14 protein-coding genes are annotated in these 19,450 nt (G+C 73.4%); 7 read left to right on the top strand and 7 right to left on the bottom strand.

All coding sequences use genetic code 11. From position 1 onward, the window contains the following. Positions 1 to 192 precede the first annotated feature (192 nt). A complete protein-coding gene (locus FYW99_RS11555; RefSeq protein WP_150252003.1) occupies positions 193 to 1,776 on the top strand; it encodes a Na+/H+ antiporter in 1,584 nt (527 codons plus the stop codon). 412 nt (positions 1,777 to 2,188) lie between these two features. After that, positions 2,189 to 3,451: a glycosyl hydrolase family 18 protein gene (locus FYW99_RS11550; RefSeq protein ID WP_150252002.1), complete on the top strand. Its 1,263-nt coding sequence runs from the start codon at positions 2,189 to 2,191 to the stop codon at positions 3,449 to 3,451. Between the two features lie 145 nt (positions 3,452 to 3,596). On the opposite strand, the gene FYW99_RS11545 is transcribed toward FYW99_RS11550, so the two are convergent. Further along, positions 3,597 to 6,224 carry a bifunctional FO biosynthesis protein CofGH gene (locus FYW99_RS11545; protein ID WP_150252001.1) on the bottom strand — a complete coding sequence of 876 codons (2,628 nt, stop codon included), beginning with the start codon at positions 6,222 to 6,224 and terminating at the stop codon, positions 3,597 to 3,599. A 343-nt stretch (positions 6,225 to 6,567) separates the two neighbouring features. Between FYW99_RS11545 and FYW99_RS11540 the strand changes: the two genes are divergently transcribed. From FYW99_RS11540 to FYW99_RS11530, 3 genes are all read left to right on the top strand, one after another. Further along, entirely contained in the window at positions 6,568 to 7,524 is a 957-nt protein-coding gene (locus FYW99_RS11540) for a lysylphosphatidylglycerol synthase domain-containing protein (RefSeq protein WP_150252000.1), read from the top strand. 224 nt (positions 7,525 to 7,748) lie between these two features. Continuing rightward, complete coding sequence (locus FYW99_RS11535) at positions 7,749 to 8,351, top strand: RNA polymerase sigma factor (protein WP_150251999.1); 603 nt, start codon at positions 7,749 to 7,751, stop codon at positions 8,349 to 8,351. After that, positions 8,348 to 9,433, top strand: a complete 1,086-nt coding sequence (locus FYW99_RS11530; protein WP_150251998.1) for a CU044_5270 family protein — start codon at positions 8,348 to 8,350, stop codon at positions 9,431 to 9,433. Before FYW99_RS11535 ends, FYW99_RS11530 begins: the two co-directional genes overlap by 4 nt. Positions 9,434 to 9,506: 73 nt before the next feature. Here FYW99_RS11530 and FYW99_RS11525 read toward each other — a convergent pair whose 3' ends face one another. From FYW99_RS11525 to FYW99_RS11515, 3 genes are read right to left on the bottom strand one after another with little or no spacing between them, the layout of a single operon-like run. After that, positions 9,507 to 10,622, bottom strand: coding sequence for a glycosyltransferase family 4 protein (locus FYW99_RS11525; protein WP_150251997.1), 1,116 nt, complete (start codon positions 10,620 to 10,622; stop codon positions 9,507 to 9,509). Next, the gene (locus FYW99_RS11520) at positions 10,619 to 11,554 is read right to left on the bottom strand and encodes a glycosyltransferase family 2 protein (RefSeq protein WP_150251996.1); all 936 of its coding nucleotides are present in this window, start codon (positions 11,552 to 11,554) and stop codon (positions 10,619 to 10,621) included. The genes FYW99_RS11525 and FYW99_RS11520 overlap by 4 nt, the downstream gene beginning before the upstream one ends. 47 nt (positions 11,555 to 11,601) lie before the next feature. Beyond that, positions 11,602 to 13,653, bottom strand: coding sequence for a hypothetical protein (locus FYW99_RS11515; protein ID WP_150251995.1), 2,052 nt, complete (start codon positions 13,651 to 13,653; stop codon positions 11,602 to 11,604). Between the two features lie 158 nt (positions 13,654 to 13,811). On the opposite strand from FYW99_RS11515, the gene FYW99_RS11510 reads away from it, so the two are divergent. After that, entirely contained in the window at positions 13,812 to 14,639 is an 828-nt protein-coding gene (locus FYW99_RS11510) for a TIGR03089 family protein (protein ID WP_150251994.1), read from the top strand. A gap of 157 nt (positions 14,640 to 14,796) precedes the next feature. Here FYW99_RS11510 and FYW99_RS11505 read toward each other — a convergent pair whose 3' ends face one another. Together FYW99_RS11505 and FYW99_RS11500 are read right to left on the bottom strand one after the other, a co-directional pair. After that, the gene (locus FYW99_RS11505) at positions 14,797 to 16,005 is read right to left on the bottom strand and encodes an amidohydrolase (RefSeq protein ID WP_150251993.1); all 1,209 of its coding nucleotides are present in this window, start codon (positions 16,003 to 16,005) and stop codon (positions 14,797 to 14,799) included. Positions 16,006 to 16,071: 66 nt separating this feature from the next. Continuing rightward, entirely contained in the window at positions 16,072 to 16,884 is an 813-nt protein-coding gene (locus tag FYW99_RS11500; protein ID WP_150251992.1) for a helix-turn-helix domain-containing protein, read from the bottom strand. Between the two features lie 293 nt (positions 16,885 to 17,177). On the opposite strand from FYW99_RS11500, the gene FYW99_RS11495 reads away from it, so the two are divergent. Then, positions 17,178 to 17,864, top strand: a complete 687-nt coding sequence (locus FYW99_RS11495; RefSeq protein ID WP_150251991.1) for a peptidylprolyl isomerase — start codon at positions 17,178 to 17,180, stop codon at positions 17,862 to 17,864. A gap of 183 nt (positions 17,865 to 18,047) precedes the next feature. Here the strand turns inward: FYW99_RS11495 and FYW99_RS11490 are convergent, their stop codons facing one another. Continuing rightward, positions 18,048 to 19,223, bottom strand: a complete 1,176-nt coding sequence (locus FYW99_RS11490; protein WP_150251990.1) for a cysteine desulfurase family protein — start codon at positions 19,221 to 19,223, stop codon at positions 18,048 to 18,050. Between the last annotated feature and the right edge of the window lie 227 nt (positions 19,224 to 19,450).

The following is a 19,450-nucleotide window of genomic DNA, read 5'->3' as shown; positions in this document are numbered from 1 at the left end:
TTATGGCGAGGTTGGACGTCCGAGACGCGCTGCAAGTACAAGATCACGCTGGGCCGGTGAACGTTTCCGGTCAGCCCGGCTGACACGGTGGTCGCCGGGGGGCGTGTCCCCCGGCGACCGGCGCGTCAGGGCGACCGGCGGACCCCGGCAGCGCCATGCTGGTGCGTCCGGGGGCCGGCGGGGAGGTGCGGGGTGTCCGTCGAGGAATACGTGGTCGCCACGCTGGTGATCGTGGTCGCGGTGATCTGCGGCCGACTGGTCGCGGGGCGGCTGCGGGTGCCGGGCGCGGTCGTGCTGGTGCTGCTGGGCATGGCCCTGGGGCTCGTGCCCTGGCTGCACTCGCTGTCGATCCCTCCCCAGGTCATCCTGCTGGTGTTCCTGCCCCCGCTGATCTACAACGTCGCGTTCTTCTCCTCCCCCAAGGACATGCGCGAGCTGGCGCGCCCCATCGTGGTGATGGCGGTGGGGGTGACGCTGCTGACGGCGTTCGGCCTGGCGGGGATCGTCCACCTGCTGATGCCGTCGGTGGGGTGGCCCGCGGCGATCGCCCTGGGCGCCGCCGTCGCGCCGACCGACGCCGTGGCGGCGTCGGCGATCCTCAAGCGGGTGGGCACCCCGCGCCGGGTGCTGACCCTCCTGGAGGGCGAGTCCCTCATCAACGACGGCGTGGCGCTGACGCTGTTCAGCCTGGCCGTGACCGCGATGGCGCACCCGCTCACGCCCCAGGAGGGCCTGGTCGAGCTGCTGAAGGTCGTGGCGGGCGGCCTGGTCTACGGCGCCGCGGTGGCGCTGGCGGTGTCGTGGTCGCGGACCCGCATGCGGGATCCGTCCCTCCAGCTGATGGTCGTGCTGGTCACGCCGTTCGCGGCCTACATCCCGGCGGAGATGGCGGGGTTCTCCGGGGTGCTGGCGGCGGTGGTCGCCGGGTTCTACCTGGGCACGCGCGGCGAGGGACTGCTTCCGCCGCGGGTGCGGGTGAACGGGCAGACGATCTGGGGCACCCTCGTGGGGCTGTTGGAGTCGATGCTGTTCGTGGTGCTGGGGTTGCAGCTGGACTCGGTGGTCACGGCGGTGCGGGACCAGTTCGCCTTCCTGGACCTGGTGTGGGTGGCGCTGGCGACGACGGCCACGGCGGTCGCCCTGCGCATGGGGCTGATGCTGGTGGTGATCCCGCTGCACCGGATCCCGCCGTTCTCGAAGCTGGAGGGGGCCGATCCGCGGGAGCGGCTGGTCATCGGGTGGAGCGGGATGCGCGGGGCGGTGTCGCTGGCGATCGCCCTGTCCCTGCCCGCGACGCTGGGCGGTGAGCCGTTCACCGAACGGGGCGCGCTGGTCTTCGTGGCGGGGGTCGTGGTGCTCGGGACGCTGGTGGGGCAGGGGATGACGCTGCCGCTGCTGCTGCGCAAGCTGGGCATGGCGCGCGAGGGCGCGCGGCGGATGGAGTTCCTGCGGGCGGACGAGCAGATGAGCTGCGCGGCGCTGGGCAAGGTGGACGAGCTGCTGCGGGAGGGCGAGGTGGACGACCGCACCGCCGAATCGTTGCGCTCGGTGTACACGCGGCGCGTCTCGCAGGTGCGGGGGCTGATGGACGCCGGGGACGGGCGGGCGCGCGAACGGGCGGACAGCGGCAGGGCCGTGCACGCGCAGATCACGCAGGCGCGCAGGGACGCGCTGGTGTCGATGTACCGGGAGGGCGACATCGACCACGCCGTGTTCCAGGAGATGAGCCGGGACCTGGACATCCGGGACACGGGCGCGGGTCCGTACGGCTCGTGAGTTCCGGGGCGGCAGGGGGTGAGGCCCGTGTACCGCCCGTGAGTCCCGGTGCGGCCGGGGCCGGTCCGCAGGACTCGTGAGGCCCGGGACGGGGCCGCGACTCTCCGCGGGAGCCGGGGCCTCCGGAGGCCGTTCCGCACGCTCCGTGTGAATCCGTGGGAACCAGAGCCCGCGGGGCGCGAACGCCCGCGCGGGCGCGCACGGAACGTGACGAACGGTACGCGCGGCGGTCGCCACTCCTGGTACTGAAGGGGTTCTTGAGGCTCAGGAAGGTACTGAGACCCACAGAAAAACTACAAACTTTCCTTACCGTTTTCGTTGACGCAGCCGCGTGACAACTTTAAAGTTTCCTAACAATTAGCGGCTCCCAGAGCCCCTTCGTCTCCCCCGCTCGACGAAAGGAGCACCCCCCATGCCCGAACACCGCCCCAGGAAAGCCCCCAGAGCTGCGAAGGCCGCGCTGACCGGCGCCCTCGCCCTCCTGACCGCCGGACTCCTCGCCGGTTTCAGCCAGCTCTCCCCCGCACCCGCCGAGGTCGAGACCGTGTCCGACAGCGACTCCGCCCAGGTCCAGCAGACCGGCCAGTGGCTCACCGGGTACTGGCACAACTTCTCCAACGGCTCCACCGTGATGCCGCTGTCGGAGATCCCCTCCTCGTACAACCTGGTCGCCGTCGCCTTCGCCGAGAACCACCCCACCCTCGACGGCGGGATCACGTTCGACCTGGCCAGCCAGGAGCTGAACGGCTACACCGACCAGCAGTTCCGCGACGACATCGCGGCCATCCAGGCCGAGGGCCGCAAGGTCATCATCTCCGTGGGCGGCGAGCTCGGGCACGTGGACGTCGCCAACGCCGCCCAGGCCCGCAACTTCGCCGACACCACGTACCAGCTGATGCAGGAGTACGGCTTCGACGGGGTCGACATCGACCTGGAGCACGGCATCAACGCCCAGTACATGTCCGACGCCCTGCACGACCTGAGCGGCCGGGCCGGGGCGGACCTGATCGTCACGATGGCGCCGCAGACCATCGACTTCCAGAGCCCCGACCGGGAGTACTACAAGCTCGCGTCGAACATCTCCGACATCCTCACCATCGTCAACATGCAGTACTACAACTCCGGTTCGATGCTGGGGTGCGACGACCAGGTGTACCACCAGGGCACCCCGGACTTCGTCGCCGCGCTGGCCTGCATCCAGCTGGAGATGGGCCTGAGCCCGGACCAGGTGGGCCTCGGGCTGCCCGCCGTGCAGTCCGCCGCCGGGGGCGGGTACATGGCGCCCAGCCAGGTCGTGCGCGCCCTGGACTGCCTGGAGGCCGGGACCAACTGCGGGTCCTTCTCCCCCGCCACCCCGTACGGCCCCATCGGCGGTGTGATGACCTGGTCCATCAACTGGGACGCCACCAGCGGCTACGCCTTCGCCGAGACCATCTCGGCCCGCCTGGCCGACGGCCCCGGCGACGGCGGCGGGCCCACCGAGGAGCCGACCGACGGGCCCACCGAGCAGCCCGGCGACTGCACCGCCGCGGCCTGGACGTCCGACAGCGTCTACACCGGCGGCGACGTGGTCTCCCACGGAGGCTCGGAGTACCGCGCCCAGTGGTGGACCCGGGGCGAGGAGCCGGGCACCACCGGCGAGTGGGGCGTCTGGAGGCTCGTCGGCGCCTGCTGACCCGAGGCCGCACGGAGGGGCCCACCCCTTCCGCCACACGCGGCTCCCCGGCGGCCCGTCACACACTCCCCGTCGGCTGACGGGCCGCCGACCCCCGCGAGAGGGGGCGAAGCGCCATCCCCCGGTGCTTCGCCCCCTCTTCCTTCTAGACCAGCGGCAGGGAGGGGCGCCGGACGCTGGGGGCCACGCCGTCGCTGGCCTCGGCCGCGCGCTGGCGCTCCCCCGGCACCGGACCGTAGGTCGTGGTGCGCTGGCGGACGGGGCGGCCCGTCGGCTCGACCAGGGCGCGGATGTCGCTGATGGTCTTGAACGACCCCTGCCCCGACCCGGCCATCCGGCTGATGGTCTCCTCCATCAGGGTGCCGCCGACGTCGTTCACCCCGCCCGAGAGCAGCTGGCGGCAGGTGTCCTCGGCCAGCTTGACCCACGAGCACTGGATGTTGTCGACGTGCCCGTGCAGCAGCAGGCGGGCCAGGGCGTGCACGGCGCGGTTCTCCCGGACGGTCGGTCCGGTGCGGGCCAGTCCGGCCAGGTAGATGGGCGCGTTGGTGTGCACGAACGGCAGCAGGACGAACTCGGTGAACCCCCGGCGGCCGTTGCGCTCCACCGCACGCTCCTGGAGGGAGCGCAGCAGCTTGATGTGCGCCACCCAGTGCCTGGGCGAGTCCACGTGCCCGTACATCATCGTGGACGTGGTGGGGATGCCCAGGTCGTGCGCGGACGTGATCACGTCGATCCACTCGGCCGCGGGCAGCTTGCCCTTGGTGAGGATCCAGCGCACCTCGTCGTCGAGGATCTCCGCGGCGGTGCCCGGCACGGAGCCGAGCCCGGCCTCGCGGGCGCGCAGCAGCCACTCGCGGACCGGCAGGTTCGTGCGCGCCGCCCCGTTGACCACCTCCATCGGGCTGAACGCGTGGACGTGCATGTCCGGGACGCGCTCGCGCACGGCGGCGGCGATGTCGAAGTAGGCGGTGCCGGGCAGGTCCGGGTGGATGCCGCCCTGCATGCACACCTCGGTCGCCCCGGCCTTCCATGCCTCCTCGGCCCGGTCGGCGACCTGCTCCAGGGAGAGCGTGTAGGCGTCGGCGTCGGTGCGACGCTGGGCGAACGCGCAGAAGCGGCACCCGGTGTAGCAGACGTTGGTGAAGTTGATGTTCCTGGTCACGACGTAGGTGACGTCGTCGCCGACCGTGTCCCGGCGCACCCGGTCGGCCAGGTCGGTCAACGCCTCCAGCTCTGCCCCGTCGGCGTGCAGGAGGGCGAGTGCCTCGTCGTCGGACAGGCCCGCGGGGTCGGACTCGGCGCTGCGCAGCGCCGCCGCGATGTCGGGGTCGAACCTGCGCGGCACGGCCCCCTCGCGGTCCACGCCGGAGCGCAGCTCGTCCCAGTCCCCGTAGACGGCGTCGAAGTCGCCGCGGCGGTCGGCGGTGCGCCCCTCGGTGTCGATCCCCGTGTGCAGGTCGGTGCGGCCGGAGGAGACCAGCACCGCCTCGGGCTCCTGCCAGGGGCGGCCCACCACGGGCGCGTCCTCGCGGGCCAGGCCGGTCCCGGGGTCGGCGAGCGCGGCCACGTGCCCGGCCACGCGCGGGTCCAGCCAGGGCTCCCCGGCCAGGACGTACTCGGGGTAGACGGTGAGCCGCTCGCGCAGGGCGAAGCCGTGGGCGGCGGTGCGCGCGGCCAGGTCGTCGATCTGCGGCCAGGGCCGCTCCGGGTTGACGTGGTCGGGGGTGAGCGGGGAGACGCCGCCCCAGTCGTCGATGCCCGCGCGGAGCATCAGCCCGTACTCGTCCACGCCCCCGTGCTCGGCGCCGATGAGGTTGGGCGGCGCCTGCACGTGCGCTCTGGGGCCCATGACCAGGCGGGTGACGGCGATGGCGGCGGCCATCTCCTCGCGTTCGGCGTCGGGCCGGTGCATCATCGCGGTCGCGGGCTTGGCCCGGAAGTTCTGCACGATGACCTCCTGGACGCCGCCGTAACGGCGGGAGGCGCCGCGCATCGCGAAGATCGACTCGGCGCGCTCGGCGGTGTTCTCGCCGATGCCCAGGAGGATGCCGGTGGTGAAGGGGACGCCGGAGCGCCCGGCGTCCTCCAGCACGCGCAGCCGTACCGCCGGGTCCTTGTCGGGGCTGCCGTAGTGGGCCTGGCCCTTCTCGGTGAACAGGCGGGTGGAGGTGGTCTCCAGCATCATCCCCATGGACGGGGCGACGGGCTTGAGGCGCTGGAAGTCGGCCCAGGTGAGCACGCCCGGGTTCAGGTGCGGGAGCAGGCCGGTCTCCTCCAGCACCATGATGGCCATGGCCCGCACGTAGGACAGGGTGTCGTCGTAGCCGTGGGCGTTGAGCCACTCGGCGGCCTGCTTCCAGCGGTCCTCGGGCCGGTCGCCGAGCGTGAACAGGGCCTCCTTGCAACCCATCGCGGCACCCTGCCGGGCGATGTCCAGGACCTCGTCGGGCGACAGGAACGGGGCGTCGAGGCGGCCGGGCACCGTGGCGAACGTGCAGTAGTGGCAGCGGTCGCGGCACAGGCGGGTCAGGGGGACGAACACCTTGCGGCTGTAGGTGACGACCCCGGGGCGGCCCGCGGCCTCCAGCCCGGCGTCGCGCACCCTCGCGGCGTGGTCGAGGAGGACGTCCAGGTCCTCGCCCCTGGCGTGCAGGAGCACCTCGGCCTCGGTGACGTCGAGGGTCTTGCCGTCCCGGGCGCGGGCCAGGGCCCTGCGCATGGCGGACGGGGTCGGGGAGGGGACGGGGGCCGGGTCGTTCGCACCACTCATAGGGCGCAACCCTACGCTCCACTCCTTTGGCGCGTGCGGACGCACCACCGGTGGCGCCGGATGTGTGCGGGGTGTCACCGCCGCGTTCCGCCGCTGGCCGGGGGTGCGGGAGAGGCCTCGGGGTGTGGTGGGGCCTGCGGTCCAGGGGTGCAGGCTGTGACCGCTGGTCCGGGGCGTCCACGGGGCTGCGGGTCGGAGCGCGCGGGGACGCCGGACCGGAACGCCCACGCGGCCGGGAGGACGGGGCGACGCCGGTCCCGGACGTCCACGGGGGCCGCTGGGTGCGCGGGAATCACTGGATGTGCGGGCGGCGTAGGGTCGGCACGTACGGGAGGGAGGCCACGTGCTGAGTCGGCTGCGCAGTAGCCCGTGGGTGCGGTTGGCGCTGTTGCTGGTGGTGTGCGTGTGCGTGGGGCTTGCCCTGCGCGCGAACTGGGGGCAGGCCCGGGACGCCGCGGCGGCGCTGCCCCTGTGGGTGCTGCCCGCGGCGGCGCTGACGGGCATGGCGGGGCTCACCGCGCAGATGCTCGCCTGGCGCGCGCTGCTGGCCGGGATGGGCTCCCCCCTGCCCCGCCGCACGGCGGCCCGCGTCATGTTCGTGGGGCAGCTCGGCAAGTACCTGCCGGGTTCGGTGTGGGCCTTCGTGGCCCAGGTGGAGCTGGCCCGGGACTGGAACGTGCCGCGCACGCGCGGCGCGGCGGCGACCCTGCTCGCGGTGGGGGTGACGGTCGCGGCCGGTCTGGCGGTCGCGGCGGTGGCCCTGCCGCTGTCGTCTGCGGAGGCGGCCCGCCGCTGGTGGTGGGCGCTGGCGCTGGCGCCCCTGCTGCTCGCCGCGCTGCACCCGCGCGTGGTCGGTTGGGGGATCCGGTTGGCGGCCCGCCCGTTCGCCCGGTTCCGCGAGGTCGCCGAGGCCGGGCCCCTGGACGTGCGCGGGCGGTCCATGGCCGCAGCCGTGGGGTGGACCCTGGTGGCGTGGGTGCCCCTGGGCCTGCACGTGTGGCTGCTGACCTGGGCGGTGGGCGGCGAGGCGCTGCGGTCGCTCGGCCCGGCGGTGGGCGCCTACGCGCTGGCGTGGACGCTGGGGCTGCTGGTGGTGTTCGCCCCGGCGGGCCTGGGGGTGCGCGAGGCGGTGCTGGTGGTGGCGCTGTCACCGGTGGTGGACGCCGGGGCAGCGCTGGTGGTGGCAGTGCTGTCGCGACTGGTGATGACCGTCGCGGACGTGGCCTGGGCGGGGCTGTCGGTGCTGCTGTCCCGGCGGGCCCTACCAGGGCCGGAGGCCGTACCCGGACCGCGCCCCTGACCCGTTGCGCAGCACCGGTGGCACGAGTGTGACGGCCGGACGCCAGCGGCATGGAAACGACCTGCGGACACCAGCGGCGCAGACGTGACGTGCGGACACCAGTGGCACGGAAGTGACGTGCGACATATACGGAACACCGGACAACCCGTGAACCCTCCTCCCCGCATCGGGCTACTACAGGTGTGAGACCACCCCCGACAGAACCCGAAGCGATGGGATCCCCCATGCCCCCTGCCGCCTCCCGGGCCGGTGCGCCCGACGACGCGGAGACCGACGCGGCCGTCATCCTGCGGTCGCTGGAGGAGCCGACGCGCTTCGGCGAGGTCTTCCGCCGCCACGCGCCCGCCCTGCACCGCTACGTCGCCCGGCGACTAGGCGGCCCGGACGCCGATGACGTGGTCGCCGAGACCTTCCACACCGCCTTCCGCAAGCGCCACCGCTACGACCCGGCCCACCCCGACGCCCGTCCCTGGCTCTGGCGGATCGCCGCCAACCTGGTGCGCCGCCACCACCGCACGGAGACGCGCCACTACCGGGCCCTGGCGCGGACCGGGGTGGACCCGGTCCTGGAGAGCTTCGCCGACAGCGCCGCCGCGCGCGTGGACGCCACCGCGCTCTCCGGCAGCCTGGCCGCCGCCCTGGCCCGCCTGTCCAAGGGCGACCGCGACGCCCTGCTCCTGGTCGCCTGGGGCGAGATGACCTACGAGGAGACGGCCCTGGTGCTCGGCATTCCCGTGGGCACCGTGCGTTCCCGGCTGCACCGCGCCCGCAAACGGGTGCGCGCCGCTCTCTCCGCCGCCACGGCCGTGAAGGAGGACTTCCGGTGAACGAGCTCGACCACCTGCGCCGCATGCGGGCCGACGTCCGCGAACCCGGCATCGAGGAACTGGCCCTGCGCACGGGCTGGCGCCCGGGCGGCGGCAGACCGTCCCGTTCCCGACCGGTCTCCCTGCTGCCCCTGACCCTGTCCGGAGCGGCCGTCCTGACAGCCGCCGCCGTGTTCGCCTTCCTGGTCCTGGGCCCGGTCGGCGGCCCGGAGCCGGACTCGGTCGCGGTGGGACCTGGCCCCACCTCCTCCGAGGAGCCCGGGGGCGCCCCCGGCGTGATGGAGGTCATGGGGCCCGTCATCGAGGCCGCACGCTCCCAGGAGGCCGACGGCGGGACCTGGTACGTACGAACCGTCCGCGGCAGCTCCCGGAGCGCGGGCTCCGGTGAGGAGCGCTACGGCGTCTACGGGCTCCAGACCTGGGAGACGTGGACGTCGATGGAGCAGGGGGCCACCACGGACCGGGTGGTCTCGACCGACTGGTCCCTGGTGCGGCAGGAGGACCGGAACGCCTGGGAACGCGACGGCCGCCCCACCTACTGGCCCCCGGACCACGAGACCCAGAGCGGGGAGGTCCCTCCGGACATATCCGACCTCGGTCCCTCCGACGAGGACCACCCCGTGGCGTACGCCCTCGGCACGGAGGTCCTGACGTTCGAGGAGCTCCAGGACCTGTCCCCGGACCCGGAGGAGCTGTCGGGACTGCTGCTGTACGCCTCCGAGGAGGCCACCGTGAGCGAGAACGTGGATTCCATCGCGCACATGCTGGAGTACCCGTTCCCGCCCGAGGTGCGGGCGGGCGTGTACACCGTGCTCGCGCGGCTCCCCGGGGCCCGTCCGCTGGAAGGGGTGACCGACGTGTCGGGACGGCCAGCCGTCGGCCTGGCCTACGACGCCGGGTCGGGGGAGTCGGGTGCGTACGAGTACCGCCTCCTCCTCGATCCGGAGACGGGCGCCCTGCTGTCCTACGAAGTGGTCGTGATCGAACCCGCGGCGTCGGACACCGCCTGGCTCAGGCCCGCGGACGTGGTCGGCTACCGGCTCCACGAGTCCATGGGCTGGACCGACGACCGCCCCGAGTGACCGCGCGGGCCCCGGTTCCCCGTCGCTCGGGCCCGGGGCCCGGGCCGCCCCGCGTCCTCACCGGCGTACGGGCTCAGGCCCCGAGCAGCCGTTCGGTGTAGGCCCGCCAGTACGGCTCCGCCTCCACCGGGCGGACCCCGGCGCGCAAACGCTCGGGCTCCCCCGGCGCGTAGAACTCCCCCAGCGCGCGGGCCAGGTCGGCGGCGTCGCCCGGCGCGCACAGCAGGCCGTCGACCCCCTCGCGCACGTGCTCGGGGAGGGTTCCTGCGCGGGTGGCCACCACCGGCACCCCGTGCTCGTGCGCCAGCCACACGTTCTGGGTGGCGGTGGCGGTGCGGTAGGGCAGCACCACCGCGTCGGCCGAGGCGAACAGCTCCGGCAGCTCGTCTGCGGGGACGTATCCGTCCCGCAACCGCACCCGGTCGGCGATCCCCAGCCCGGCGGCCAGTTCCTCCAGCTCCGCGGTGCCGCCCCAGAACTCCCCGGCCACGGTGAGCGCCACGTCCCCGGGCGCCCCGTCGGCCAGGGCACGCAGCAGCAGGTCCACTCCCTTGTAGGGGCGGACGATGCCCAGGAACAGCAGGTGTCGCCGCTCCCCCGGCACCGGGTTCGCGGCACCGCCGGTCTCGGGCAGGTGCGGGGGCATCTCGGCGACCACGGGCCGCCGCGTCCCGGGCCCCCTGAGCCCCTCGGCCAGGCGCGCCTGCTCGGGCGAGTGGGCGACCACGCCGTCCACCCGACGCAGCAGGGCCCGCACGAGGGACACGTCCACGGCCCGCCGCTCGTGGGGCAGCACGTTGTGGCACAGCGCCACCACCCGCGCCCCGGAACGCCGCACGGAGCGCACCCCGGCGAGAACGCCCAGGTAGGCGGGCACCTGCACCGGGGAGAACAGGGTGAGCACCACCAGGTCGGCGTCGCGGGCCAGGCGCCGCCCGGTCCGCCACCACCCGTCCGGCCGGTACCAGGCCAGCTCGTGGCGGGTTCCGGGATGGGGCTCGCCCTCGGGGTCCTCGATGGTCTGCTGGCCGGGGTAGAGGGCGGCCGGGTACTGCGCCCGCCAGGACTCCACGGCCGTGGGGTGGCCGAGCGCGCTCAGCCGGTGCGCCAGCTCGGTGGTGTGCCGGGCGCCGCCGCCCTTGTAGGGGTGCGCGGGCCCGACCAGGGCCACCCGGGTCACCGGGCTCACGCGCTCTCCCTGGAGCGCACGATGAGGTCGGCCAGCAGGGCGATCGCCGCGATGATCAGCCCCGTCATGAGGATCATGACGGTGTTGTTGGGGACGTAGAGCGGGTTGCGCACCTGGTCGAAGACGAACTTGGCGGCGCCGACCCCCAGCAGCACCAGGGCGGGCGGCATGAGCACCTTGAGCGGGTTGAAGTACATCACCATGCGCAGCACCTGGAGGATGTAGCGGTAGGCGTCGCCGACGAAGTGGAACTTGGACGTGCCCGCGCGCTTGGCGTACTCGATCGGCACGTACCTGACGGGGTGCTGGTTGGACAGGAAGGCCAGCGTGATGGTGGTGACGCAGGAGAACCCGGGCGGCAGCAGCCGCAGGTAGGGGCGGGCGATGTCGCGGCGGAACACGCGCAGCCCCGAGTTGAGGTCGGGGATGCGGGTGTTGGTGAGGCGTTCGGCGATCTTGCGGATGACCCACTTGGCGGGCACCCGCAGTGCCTTGTGGCTGCCCATCTCCTGGGTGCGCGCACCCACGACCTGGTCGGTCCCGGGGTCCTCGTCGAGCATGCCGACCAGCTCGGGGATGCGCTCGTTGGGGTAGCTCATGTCGGCGTCGGTCCACACGACGAACTCGCCGCGGGCCCGCTGGCTGCCGATCCGGCGGACGGTGCCCGACCCGCCGTTGTGCCCGAACGCGATGACGCGCATGTGCGGGTAGAGGGGCTCCACATCGCGCAGCCGGGCCAGGGTCGCGTCGGTGGAGGCGTCGTCCACGGCCAGCAGCTCGTAGGAGTACCCCGAGGCGTCCATGGCGCCGCAGATCCGTTTGACCTCGTCGACGACGTGGTTCTCCTCGTTGTAGCAGGGGAGCACGATGGTGACGCGGACCGGCTGGTCCTCGCCGTGCTGCCTGGGTGCGTCGTCGCGTCTGTCGCTCATGGGTTCTTCTTCAGCGGGATGGGATCGGGAGGGGCCGGACCGGGCCCTCATCCCCCGTCGGGGAACACGGACACCCACACACTTCCCCTGAAGGCCCAGGAACCGGTCGGCGGTTCCATGAGGGTACTCGGGTCCATCCGGGCGAGCACGTGGAAGGGTCGCTCCGGCTCGGCCTCGCCTCCGGTGAGGTCCTCCAGGACCTGCCAGTCGGAGGCGGCGAGCACGGCGTCGCGGTCGCGCTCGTGGATCTCGGAGACGACGCGGTCCACGTCCTGGGGGGTCGGCTCGTCCATGGAGGCGGTGGGCACCCCGCAGACGTTGCGCAGCAGGGGCATGTAGTTCCCGGCCATGTCGGAGTCGACCACGACCACCGAGGCGTCCTCCGACAGCGCCGCGCACAGCCGGTGCGTGGCGGCGACGCTGCCGACGTCCTGTCTGTACCCCATGATCCCGGCGGCCGCCGTGCCCGCGGTGGGGACGAGCAGCGCCACCGCGGCGCTGGCGGCGACCACGACCGGGAGGGCGCGGGCCACCGCCGTGCTCCGGCCGGAGTGGGCGGCGACGGCGCAGTAGCGGGTGAGCCAGGCCAGGAACCAGACGGCGAACAGGATGAACGCCGGGATGACCAGTGCGATCAGCCGTCTGCTGGCCCAGGGGTGGTCGGGGGTGATGGCGGGGCGCAGCAGGGTGGTGCCGACCGTCCACACCAGCAGCATGGCGGGCAGCAGCCACTGGGGGTCGCGCCGCTGGAAGAGGCGGCGCAGCACGTGGGCGACGCCGACCGAGGCGAACAGGACCGCGGCCAGGCCCACGTACCAGCCCACCCAGTACAGGCTCATGTCGTAGTAGGTGCGGCTTCCCTCGAGGGCCAGGCCCTCGCGCTGCTGGACGTAGGCGACCCAGCCGTCGGTGAAGTCGCTGCCGTGCCCGTAGTCCGGCCACAGCAGGGGGCGGAGGGCGAACAGGGCCATGGCGAGCAGGGCGAGCGCGGTCACCGCGTCGGGCAGCCAGCGCACGCGTTCCACGTGCGGGATGCCGTGGCGCCACAGGGCGGCGGTGGCCGCGACTGTGACGGCGATGACGACGGCGCTGATGAGCAGCAGGGGGTTGAGGGAGTCGGAGAGGTACTCCAGGTAGGGCAGGGACAGCCCGTATCCGGCGTACAGTCCCAGCCCCACTCCCGCGGCCAGCCCGCCCAGCAGCGGCAGGGCCTGTCCCCGGCGGGCGAGCAGCAGCAGGCCGGCGAACCCGATCACGGGCAGCAGGTCGCGGATCGCGTCGATGCGCACCACCAGCCCCAGACCGAACGCCAGTCCCGCCACGGCGGCCAGCGTGTGCGCGGACGACCACCGGTCGGTGATCCGGGTGCGCCGCACGAGCGCGTCGTAGGCCAGGACCAGGCCGCCCAGAAGCAGGACCTGGGTGACCGGCTCGCTGTAGGTGAAGCGGCTGACCCACTGCTGGGGCAGGCACACGGCCAGGACCAGGGCGGCCAGGGGCGCCCACCGGATCCCGACCAGGCGCGCGGTGAGCCCGGCGAAGGTGAGCACGCCCAGCGCGCCCAGGACAGGCGTCGTGACGAGCATCCCGTCGAGCCCGCCCAGCCAGTAGCCGATGGAGGCCACCAGGGGCGCACCGGCCATGAACTGCGGCCAGATGACGTCGCCGCGCTGGTAGTGGGCCAGGCTCTCGTAGCTGAGCGAGGGGTCGTCGCCCGCGATGAGCTCGCGCTGCTGCGGGATGGGCAGGAACCCGTTCTCGGCGATCCACGCCGTGTACATGGCGTAGGAGGCCGGGTCGCGGCGGATGACCAGGGCCTCGGCGTGGTAGGCGATCTGCACGGCGGCGAAGGCGACCGTGATCAGCACGACGAGGACGACCGGCCACCAGGGCGCGTCCTCCTGGTCAGGCGGATCCGGGATGAGCCGGGGCACCAGGAGGCAGGCCGCGAGCACGGCGGGCGTTCCGAGGACGGCTGCCGTCAGCGGGGTGAGGGAGCCCAGGGCCAGGAGGGGGAAGGCCACCAGGAGCCAGGCCGAGACGGCGATCGTGGGAAGCGCGGTGGCACGGGCGAGGAACCGTCCGGGGAGCAAGCGCATGGGGCAACTCTGACAGCTCCCCGGTACCAACGCACACCCGCGGCGGCCCGCGCGCGGGCCCCGCTCGAGGGGGGAGTGCGAAACGCCCTGTCCGGTGCCCGCGACGGCCCGCGCACGGGGTCCGCACGGACCCCGTGCGACGCCCTAGAGTGGCGGTCATGTCCGAAACTCCCGCGCAGCTGTGGCGCGCCCTGGTCTCCGACGACCCGTCCCGACCGTTCGTGACCTCCTACGACGCCTCGGGCGGCCGGGTGGAGCTGTCCCGCGCCACCTTCGACAACTGGGTGTCCAAGACCGCGAACATGCTGGTGGACGGTCTGGGAGCGCAACCGGACGACCGGGTGGTGCTCGCCCTGCCGGTGCACTGGCAGTCGCTGGTGTGGCTGCTCTCGTGCTGGTCGGTGGGGGCCGTGGCGGAGTTCGCGCGGCCCGGCGCGGACCTGCCCGAGGGCGCCCAGGTCGCCGTGGCCGACGCCGACCGCCTGGAGGCCGCCCTGGACAGCGGCGCCGAGGAGGTGGTGGGCACGTCCCTGCACCCGCTGGGGCTGCCGCTGGCCGACGTGCCGCCCATGGTCCTCGACTACTCGGTGGAGGTGCGCGGGCACGGGGACCACTTCTCGCCCTACCCCGTGGACCCGGGGGCGCCCGCGCTGCGCGGCCCCGACGTCCGGACCGGCACGGAGCTGGCCTCCGGCGGCCGCCGCTGGGCGGACCGGTGGGCCTTGGACGCCGGGGATCGCGTGGCGTTGTTCGCCGAACCCGACGCCCCGCTGCCCCTGCTCGGCGGGGGCGCGGAACTGCTGCTGGCCCCGGTCGCGGCGGGCTCTCCGATCGTCCTGACGCCGCTGGGCTCCGCGGGTCCGGACGAGGTACTGCGCAGGACCGGCATGGAGAAGGTCACCGTGGCGCTCCGCGGGGCCGAGGGGTCCGAAGGCGCCACGGCTCCGCCGGACGGGGCCCCCTTCCGGACGGTGGGGCTGTCCTAGGAGGACGTGTTCCGCGGGCCCCCGGCCCCTCCCCTTCACCGTGACGCCTCCGTGTCGGGCGGCGGGCCGGCGCACCCGGTCAGTCCGCCGCCCGACCGCTGTCCGGCGGCAGCGGAGCGTCCGGGAACCCGGGGTCGGGGGGTCCCGGCTCGGCCGTTCAGCGCTCGCGGTAGTAGGCGTCGAGCACGGTGCGCTCGCGCGTGCGCTCGTCGTAGGTGTAGACCTCGCGGCCGTCGACGAACACGCGCAGGGCGCGGCTCATCACGTCCAGCGGGTCACCCGACCACACGACCACGTCGGCGTCCAGGCCCGGCCTGAGGGAGCCGACCCGGTCGGAGATGCCCATGATCTCGGCGGGGTTGACCGTGAGGGCGCGGATCGCGGAGACCGGGTCCATGCCCTCCTTGACGCACAGGGTGGCCTGGTGGACCAGGAACTCGATCGGGACGACCGGGTGGTCGGTGGTCAGGGCGACCTTGACGCCCGCCCGGTCGAGGATGCCGGGGTTGGCCAGGGTCTTGTTGTTGACCTCCACCTTGGAGCGGCTGGTCATGAGCGGGCCGGTGATGACGGGGATACCGCGCTCGGCGATCTCGTCGGCCAGCAGGTGGCCCTCGGTGCAGTGGTTGATGATCAGCCGGTAGCCGAACTCGTCGGACAGGCGCATCGCGGTGTGGATGTCGTCGGCGCGGTGCGTGTGCTGGCACCACGGGAGCTCGCCGTCCAGGACCCGGACCAGCACCTCCAGGGTGTTGTCCCGGTCGAACGGGGTGCCCTCCGAGGCCGCGTGCTCGCGCCTGGCCCGGTAGTCCTGGGCCTTGGTGAAGGCGTCGCGGATGACGGCGGCCACGCCCTGGCGGGTGGAGGGCAGCTTGTCCTTGTTGCCGTAGACCCGCTTGGGGTTCTCACCCAGGGCGCTCTTGACACTGGCCGGGTGCCGGATCAGGCGGTCCTCCATGCTGCGGCCCCAGCACTTGACCGCCACGGTCTGGCCGCCGATGGGGTTGCCCGAACCGGGCTTGACGACCGAGCTGGTGACACCTCCGGACAGGGCGTCGGCGAAGCCGCGGTCGGCGGGGTTGATGGCGTCCAGCGCGCGCATGCGGGCGCCGTTGGGGTCGGTCATCTCGTTGGTGTCGTCACCGGCCCAGCCGATGCCCTCCTCGTCGATGCCGATGTGGCCGTGGGCCTCCACGAAGCCGGGGAGCACCCACCTGCCGGAGGCGTCGACGACGGTGGCCCCCTCGGGGACCGTGACGTCGGCGCCGACGGCGGCGATCCGGCCGTCGGAGATGAGGACGGTGCCCCCGTCGATGGGGTCTGCGTCGACGGGGACGACGTATCCGGATGTGATCGCGATATCCATGGCGGGCAACCTAGCCCATCACGGGGCGTACCCCCAAGGCCTCCGGGGGTTTCGGCGGGCGGCCCGCTACCCCGCCGGCCAGCGGGCGGCGAGCAGTGCCGACCCCGGCGTGAGTTCCACGGTCGCGGCCTCGATGGCTTCGCGCACCGTGGTGCAGCGGCCCACCTGCTCGGGTTCGGCGGTCAGGTCCCCGCCCTCGGCCGCGAACGCGTAGACCATGCTGGGGCGGTCGGCGAACTCCATCAGCCGGAAGGCGCCGCCCAGCCCGGGGTGGTTCGGGGTCTGCTCGGGGATCACGCCCAGGGTGACGATGCCCGCCTCGATCAGGTCGGCGAGGAAGTCGCGCTGGGCGTTGAGGACGGCCGCGCCGCCCTGCGGGCGCTGGAGGGCCGACTCGTTGAGGACCACCCGCAGCACGGGCCCCTCCGTTCCGGTCATCGCGGCCCGGTGGGCCATCTCCTCCTCCACCATCTCCTCGACCTCGTCCGGGGACAGGTCCGGATGGCGCGGGCGCAGCACCGCGCGCGAGTACTCGGGGGTACGCAGGAACGCCGGGACCGCCATGGGCTGGTGTTCCCACAGGTGCGTGGCGTGGACGCCCAGCTCGCGCTGGTCCCCGAACTCGTTGGGGAAGGCCTCCGCCTGGAGGGTGATCGCCCAGGCGTCCACGAGCTGGTGCTCGGCGCCCAGGGCGTTGTCCACCCGTTCGACCAGCGAGCGGGCCGGTCGGCAGTGCGCGTTCTCCACCTCGCGGAGCTTGTCGTCGGTCACCCCCACCGTCGCGGCGAGTTCGGCGCGTGAGAGCCCCCTGTCGGAGCGCGCGCGCAGCACCCTCGCGGCGAAGGGGAGCCACATCGCGGACGGTAGTGCGGTGTTCAATCCACTTCCCTCCCTCCAGCGCCCGGCGGGGCCTCGCTCCCGGCACACCGCCGGTGCCCCGCCCCGTCCTCTTCCGACCCTCTCCCGTGCCGGGGTCGCCGGTCAAGCGACCGGACGGGTACGGCGATCCGTGACAAGTCATCGGGGCGTCGCGGCGGGGCGGCGGGAGTGGCCTCGGGGGCGGACCGTGGTCACGCCATGACGGAAAGCCAACCCGCTGACGAGGGCACTTCCCCCGGCCGAGTAGCCTGTGTGCCGCCCAGCCGCGATCCTCATTCTCCGGAAGTGAACCGATGAAGCTTCTGCCCCTCCCGGCGACAGTCCTCCTGGCCTGCACCGCCCTGCTCGCCACCTCCGCCTGCGCCAACGGTGCCGCCGCCCCGGCCGACCAGGGCGGCTCGGAGGGCGGCGGCACGCCGGAGGAGACCACCTCCGAGCAGACCGGCAGCCCCGCCGAGGTGGACGTCACCGGAGTCGAGGGCGCCACGCTGCACACCAGCGAGGGCGACATCGAACTGGAGCTGTTCCCCGAGGAGGCGCCCGTCACGGTGTCCAACTTCGTGGGCCTCGCCGAGGGCGAGGGCGTGCCCAACCCGGCCACGGGCGAGGCCGCGTTCTACGACGGCACCGTGTTCCACCGGGTGATCGACGGGTTCATGATCCAGGGCGGCGACCCGCAGGGCACGGGCCAGGGCGGCCCGGGCTACACCTTCGAGGACGAGTTCGGCTCCGGCCGGGAGTTCTCCGAGCCGGGCGTGCTGGCCATGGCCAACCGCGGCCCGGACACCAACGGCTCGCAGTTCTTCATCACCGTCGAGCCCACCCCGCACCTGAACGGCCTGCACACGATCTTCGGGCACGTCGCGGACGAGGCCTCCATGGAGGTGGTGAACGGCATCGCCAACGCGGCGACCGACATGAACGACCGCCCCACCCAGGACGTGACCATCGAGTCCGTCACCGTGCACCGCGCGGAGTAGCCGCTCCGTCTTCGGGGCCGCCGCGTTCCTCGGGTGGACTGGCCAGAAACGTTACTGGTGTGCCACAAGAGCCCTGACATGCGGTGATCTTGTACTTATAGCGAGGTTGGGCGGTCGAGACGCGCTCTAGGTACAAGATCACGGCGGAGGGGGCGGCCCCGGCGAACCTTCGTGGTCAGGGCGCTAGCGACGTCTGGCGCGCGCGGCCCTGGCCCTCTCCACGACCGGTCCGATGGCCCGCACCAGCGCCGCCACGTCCTCCCGGGTGGAGGTGCGGCCCAGCGACAGGCGCAGGCTGCTCAGCGCGGTCCCGGCGTCGGCGCCCATCTCCAGCAGCACGTGGCTGGGCTGGGCCACCCCCGCTGAACAGGCCGAACCGGTCGAGCAGGAGATGCCCTTGGCGTCCAGGAGCATGAGCAGCGCGTCCCCCTCGCAGCCGGGGAAGGAGATGTGCGAGATCCCCGGCAGCCTGCGCGCGGGGTCGCCGTTGACGACCGCGTCGGGGACCGCGGCGCGGACCCCCTCCTCCAGTTCGTCGCGCAGGGCCGCCAGGTGCTTGGCGTGCTCCTCGCGTTCGGCGACCGCCAGGTGGACGGCCGTGGCCAGCCCGCGCAGCAGCGGCGGGGACAGGGTGCCCGAGCGGATGTCGCGTTCCTGGCCGCCGCCGTGCAGGACCGGCACCGGGGCCAGACCGCGCGCGACCAGGAGCGCGCCCGCGCCCACCGGGCCGCCGAGCTTGTGGCCGCTGACCGTCAGCGCGCTCACCCCGCTCTCGGCGAAGTCGACCGGTTCCACGCCCACGGCCTGGACGGCGTCGGTGTGGAAGGGGATGCCGTACTCGGCGGCGACGGCGGCCAACTCCCGGACCGGCTGCACCGTGCCCACCTCGTTGTTGGCCCACATGACCGACACGAGCGCGACCGCCTCGGGCCCGGAGCCGCCCTCGATCGCCTCCCGCAGGGCCTCGGGGTCCACCCGCCCCCACGCGTCCACGGGGACCTTCTCGTGCACCGCGCCCTGGTGCTCGGCCATCCAGTGCGCGGGGTCGAGGGTGGCGTGGTGCTCGACGGCGCTGGTGAGGATCCTGGGCCTGCGGGCGTCGGGTGTGTTGCGCGCCCAGTACAGGCCCTTGACGGCGATGTTGTCCGACTCGGTACCGCCGCCGGTGAAGACCACCTCGTGCGGGGTCGAGCCGAGCGCCCCGGCCAGGCGCTCGCGCGCCTCCTCCACCGTGCGGCGCGCGGCGCGCCCGTGGGCGTGCAGCGAAGACGGGTTCCCGAGGGCGCCGAGCTCGGCCGCGATGTCGGCGGCGGCCTCGGGGCGCACGTCGGTCGTGGCAGCGTGATCCAGATACACCATGGCCTGACAAGGATACGTCCGTCCCGGATCGTCCGGCCGCTCCGGGCCCGTGACGGACGCACCGTCGGGCCAACCGCCGGACCGGCCGCCGGAACCGTGGCCGAAGCGGGCGCCGGGCCAACCGCCGGACCGGTCTGCGGACGTGCCGACGAATCGGGCGCCGCTCCCGTCCGACGGGTTGTCCACAGGCGGGAAGGCGTTCGCCTGCGGCCGCGCCGATCCCGATA

The organism is Nocardiopsis deserti (genome assembly GCF_008638355.1).
GTDB classification, from domain to species: domain Bacteria; phylum Actinomycetota; class Actinomycetes; order Streptosporangiales; family Streptosporangiaceae; genus Nocardiopsis; species Nocardiopsis alborubida.
The sequence above is the reverse complement of the archived record's forward strand: the minus strand, read 5'-3'. Positions and strand labels throughout refer to the sequence as shown.

Excerpts from the sequence above, each read along its gene's own strand:
- FYW99_RS11550 (WP_150252002.1), top strand. The coding sequence starts at position 2,189 with ATGCCCGAACACCGCCCCAGGAAAGCCCCCAGAGCTGCGAAGGCCGCG.
- FYW99_RS11545 (WP_150252001.1), bottom strand. The coding sequence starts at position 6,224 with ATGAGTGGTGCGAACGACCCGGCCCCCGTCCCCTCCCCGACCCCGTCC.
- FYW99_RS11535 (WP_150251999.1), top strand. The coding sequence starts at position 7,749 with ATGCCCCCTGCCGCCTCCCGGGCCGGTGCGCCCGACGACGCGGAGACC.
- FYW99_RS11520 (WP_150251996.1), bottom strand. The coding sequence starts at position 11,554 with ATGAGCGACAGACGCGACGACGCACCCAGGCAGCACGGCGAGGACCAG.
- FYW99_RS11515 (WP_150251995.1), bottom strand. The coding sequence starts at position 13,653 with ATGCGCTTGCTCCCCGGACGGTTCCTCGCCCGTGCCACCGCGCTTCCC.
- FYW99_RS11510 (WP_150251994.1), top strand. The coding sequence starts at position 13,812 with ATGTCCGAAACTCCCGCGCAGCTGTGGCGCGCCCTGGTCTCCGACGAC.
- FYW99_RS11505 (WP_150251993.1), bottom strand. The coding sequence starts at position 16,005 with ATGGATATCGCGATCACATCCGGATACGTCGTCCCCGTCGACGCAGAC.
- FYW99_RS11495 (WP_150251991.1), top strand. The coding sequence starts at position 17,178 with ATGAAGCTTCTGCCCCTCCCGGCGACAGTCCTCCTGGCCTGCACCGCC.
- FYW99_RS11490 (WP_150251990.1), bottom strand. The coding sequence starts at position 19,223 with ATGGTGTATCTGGATCACGCTGCCACGACCGACGTGCGCCCCGAGGCC.